General features: G+C 80.7%; 1 protein-coding gene. It reads right to left on the bottom strand.

The genetic code is table 11. The annotated features are described in order from the left end of the window. Positions 1-633 (bottom strand): dihydrodipicolinate synthase family protein (locus AC5RWQ_RS30265; RefSeq protein ID WP_494286011.1); only part of this gene is annotated, 633 nt, incomplete at both ends.

Genomic DNA, 633 nt, shown 5'->3' with positions numbered 1-633 from the left:
CCCCGGTCGTCTCCCCGGTCCCGCCCGCCGCGGCCAGGGCCGCCCACTCCCCCGTCGCCAGGTGGGCCGAGGCCAGGACGGCGCCGTGCGCGCCGAGCGCCAGCAGTGCGGGGGCCAGGACGTCGTCCCCGGCCAGCACCTCGAAGCCCGGGGGCGCCGCCGCCAGGAGCGCGACGGTCTCCGCGGTGATCTCCCCCGCCGCGTACTTCACGCCCGCCACCCCGGGGATCGCCGCGAGGGCGGTCAGCGCGGCGGCCGACAGGGGCTGCCCGGTGCGGGCGGGCACGTGGTAGACGAGCACCGGCACCGGGCTCGCGGCGGCCACCTCGCGGAAGTGGGCGAGCACCCCCGCTTCGCCCGGTCGGGTGAACCACGGGACCGTGACCAGCACCGTGTCCGGCGGCTCCGGCAGAGCGGCGAGGGCCGCCACCTCCCGCACGGCGCGCCGGGTGGAGCCGGCGCCGCCCACCCCGACCGTCCAGCGCGCGCCGTGCGCGCGGCAGACCCGGCCGACCACCGCGGTGACCGCGGCCCGCTCGTCCGGTTCCAGTGCGGCCGCCTCCGCGGTGGTGCCCAGCGCCACCAGCCCGCCGGCGCCCTCGTCGAGCACCTCGTGCCCGAGGCGCTCCAGCG

The sequence above is a fragment of the Micromonospora sp. BS32 genome, assembly GCF_059089345.1.
This window is presented reverse-complemented; position numbering and strand designations above follow the sequence as displayed.